At 66.3% G+C, this 3,432-nt stretch carries 3 protein-coding genes; 1 reads left to right on the forward strand and 2 read right to left on the reverse strand.

Annotated elements, in window-relative coordinates; all coding sequences use genetic code 11:
• Positions 1-154: 154 nt before the first annotated feature.
• Together FJZ36_18470 and FJZ36_18475 are read right to left on the reverse strand one after the other, a co-directional pair.
• On the reverse strand, positions 155-1,435 hold the full coding sequence (locus FJZ36_18470; GenBank protein ID MBM3216884.1) for a TldD/PmbA family protein: 1,281 nt from the start codon (positions 1,433-1,435) through the stop codon (positions 155-157).
• 23 nt (positions 1,436-1,458) lie between these two features.
• On the reverse strand, positions 1,459-2,667 hold the full coding sequence (locus FJZ36_18475) for a DUF362 domain-containing protein (protein ID MBM3216885.1): 1,209 nt from the start codon (positions 2,665-2,667) through the stop codon (positions 1,459-1,461).
• A gap of 206 nt (positions 2,668-2,873) precedes the next feature.
• On the opposite strand from FJZ36_18475, the gene FJZ36_18480 reads away from it, so the two are divergent.
• On the forward strand, positions 2,874-3,432 hold a 559-nt coding region (locus FJZ36_18480; GenBank protein MBM3216886.1), incomplete at its 3' end, for a hypothetical protein.

Raw genomic sequence — 3,432 nt, forward strand, 5'->3', positions numbered from 1 at the left:
CGCTCGACCCGGTCATCGGCGCGCTCGAAGGTCCACGTCAGGTAGTCGCACGACAGCGCCACACCGACCCACGCCGCGCCGACGAGCAGATGAACCACGTGGGACAGATTGTAGATGAGCGATCCGGGCATCGTAGCGGAGCTCCTCCCGTCGCCTAGAACGACGTGCCGCTCGTGAAGCGGAAGTCCCGCACCTTGATCGCGGGAACCACCTCTGGCGATCCGACGCACGCGGCGGGGCTCATCGACTCGATGGCGTTGAGGACACGCAGCGGGCTCTCGTTGAATCGCAGGTTGCGGATACCGTGGCGCACTTCGCCGCCCTCGATCCAGAACAGACCGTCGCGCGTCATGCCCGTCAGCAGCAGCTTCATCGGGTCCACCATGCGGATGTACCAGAAGCGAGTGACGAGAATGCCGCGCTCCGTCGAGCGGATCATCTCATCGAGCGAAGTCGTTCCGCCTGCCATGACGAAGTTCACCGGCTGGGTCACGTCGTGTCCGCATCGAGCCGCCCAGTAGCGGCTGTATCGAAGGTTCTTCAGCGTGCCGTTCTCGATCCAGTGGACGTCCGTCGCCGGAACGCCGCCCTCGACGGACCGCGAACGCCCGCAGAGCGGATGCGTCGGCAGGCTGGAGATCGTCACGTTCGATGCGGCGATCTGCTGCCCTTCCTTGCCAGAGAGCGCGGTTCGCCCTTCGTGAGCCGCCTTGGCATCGAGCGACCAGTAGAGGCATCCCAGGAAGTCCGCCGTCGCGTCTGGTTCCAGAATGACGGTGTATTCTCCGGCGGGAACCTCGCGCGGCTCCGCCCCGAATGTCGCCTTGTCGATGGCAGCCCGCGTCGCCTTCGGTACGTCGATGTCGCGGATGTCCCGCGCGCCGCGAGTCGCCCAGCCGGAACTGTCATCAGCGACGGCGGTGTTCACGTAGCGCGCCCACGTCGACTCGTTTTCGACGTAAAGCCCACGGCTGTTCATCAGCGCCGACCGGCCGTAATCCCGGCTGAAGCTACCAGCCAGCCGCACGCCGCTCTGGCGCGCCGCGCCGACCGCGCCGACGATGGTTTCGGCAGCGCTGTCCGGTGTGCATGAACGCGTGCTCTCGGCGTGTCCCGGGGGTTCAGGATAGACGGCGGGCTCGGCGGGGGGCATGTACTCCGGATCGGGCTCGGAGCTACGGGCGATCTCCGCCGCCTTGTCGACCAACCGGCGAATGCCGTCATCCGAGAGGTCGGTTCCGCTGGCGACGCCTGAACGGTTCCCGAAAGCCGCCGTGACCGACAGATAGTGCTCGCGGACCGAGACGTTCTGCGTGATCGCGTTGTTGGCGAACCGCGTCGACGCCCGCTCCTCGATTCCGACGGACGCGACCGTGTGCTCCGCCGGGGAGCTGGCGATGGCTCGTTCGAGAACCTGGCGGGGGTCCAGCGGCATGGCGTTCCCTCCGGTTGGGTGGTTCAGGCGCGCGCGCGCGCGAGCAAGCCTTCGTAGACGGAGAAGGTCTCCGGGTCGATCTCGGACGGCTCGACGCGCTTCAGGTAGAGCCCTTTATCCCGCTTGCCCCGCTCGCGCGCGATCTGACCGCGCGATTGCATGTTGTCCAGGTCGGTTCCCGTGAAGATGACATCGCCGTCGTAGAGCCCGACGTACTGCTCCGGGTACTCGTTCAGGAACCGCGCGCGGTCGTCGACGAAGATGTGCGCCTGCTCCGCGATGGAGTACCGAATCGCGTCCAGCAGCGGCGGGTCCATGTGCTTGTCGGAGTAGAACCCCTCGGCGGCCTCCAGCGGATCGCCCAGCAGGTCGATGCCGTCGAGGCTGATGGGCCCCAATCCGCGCTGCGCGGCGAGCAGAACGGGGTTGCGGTCGAAGTGGAAGGGCGGTTCGGGATAGTCGCCGTCGGGACGTATGCCCATCAGCGTCAGTCCGATGGCGTCCGTCGCGACGGTGTTGTCGCCCGCGATCAGCCAACCGGCTTCGACCGGATCGGAATGCCACTCCTGCTTCGTTTGTCCCACGATGCCGTCGATGACGCACAGCGACGGACGCAGGATCAGCCCCAGGTCGGCAAGGACTCGCGGCAGGCGGATCGGCGCATGCAGGTAGCGGCGCGGCGACCCGTAGACGCTCGTCGGCGGGATGCCGAAGAGGTTCTTGAGTGTCAGCGTCGCGCCTGAAGCCAGGTGCGACTTCATCTTGGCGATGGAGACGACGGCGTCGGCGGTCGCCATGTGCTCCGTCATCACGTATTCGCTGAACATCAGCCCGCCGTCGGGAACCGCGTACTTCGTGTAGGGCTCGTCGTTGTAGTCGACGATCCGCGCGTCGTACCGGGCGATGCGCTCCGTGATGCCCATCGCCTCGGACACGTCCTCGCACCGGACGCCTGTCGAAGCGTCGCCGACGATGATCTCGGCGTCCGAGTGGTCGCGCAGCCAGGCGATGGTGCCCTCGACGACGGCGGCATCCGCCAGCGCGATGCTCCATCCGCGATGCCATCGCACATCCATGATGCCGATGTTCGACTTGACGGCGATCTTGCGGCACGACGCGAAGTGTTCAGCGAGCCCGGGGAGCTCGTCGATCATCTCGTAGACGATGCGGGCTACGCGCTCGCGATCCGTTTCCAGGGAGCATCGACGGGCGTTGACGACGGGTAGGGTCATGGGACTGCTGCCATCTGCTCGTGGGGTGACTGAACGTGAAGCCGCGCCTCGTTGTACTCGGCTGGGCGGGCGGCGTCAAGCACGCGCGACGCGGGCAAGGAGTGCATCCGGGGCGGGGTATGAGAGTCGGCTGACCTGCCACGCGTTGACGGCTGGAATGCGCCTGTTATACTGCTCCCGAAGCTCGCCCGGGGAAAGGACACGGATTGCGCTCGTCGAAGTCGCCCGCAGTGCTCCGCGCCACTCCGGCAGCCGCCAGCCCACAGCCGAAGGCGACCCGCCGCAACTTCATCGCCCCGCTCATCGATGTCATCGGGTTCACCGTCGGGAGCTCCTTCCTCGCGCCACAGGCGGTGCTCCAAGAGTTCGTCACCCACCTGACTCGCTCGAACGTCCTAATCGGCTTGACGACCTCGGTCATCTGGAGCTCGACGTCAGCGACGCAGGTCCTCGTGTCGAACCATGTCGAACGGCTGGCGATCAAGAAGCGGTACGTCATGGTCATCGCGACGTTCGAGCGGCTCGCCGTGCTGCTCCTGGCGATCCTGACGCCGATCCTCGCCGCGACGCGACCGACCGCCATGCTCGTCGTCCTATTGGCGCTCATGGCAGCTCACTACGCCATGATGGGATGCAGCATCCCGGCGTACTCGGCGATGTTCACGAAGATCGTGCCTGCGCGACAGCGCGGCATCCTCTACGGCTTGGGCGGAACCATCGCGAACGCGCTTCGGGCAGGGGCGGGGCTCTTCATACCGTTTCTCG

This window comes from Candidatus Poribacteria bacterium (assembly GCA_016866785.1).
Taxonomy (GTDB): domain Bacteria; phylum Poribacteria; class WGA-4E.

Excerpts from the sequence above, each read along its gene's own strand:
- FJZ36_18470 (MBM3216884.1), bottom strand. The coding sequence starts at position 1,435 with ATGCCGCTGGACCCCCGCCAGGTTCTCGAACGAGCCATCGCCAGCTCC.
- FJZ36_18475 (MBM3216885.1), bottom strand. The coding sequence starts at position 2,667 with ATGACCCTACCCGTCGTCAACGCCCGTCGATGCTCCCTGGAAACGGAT.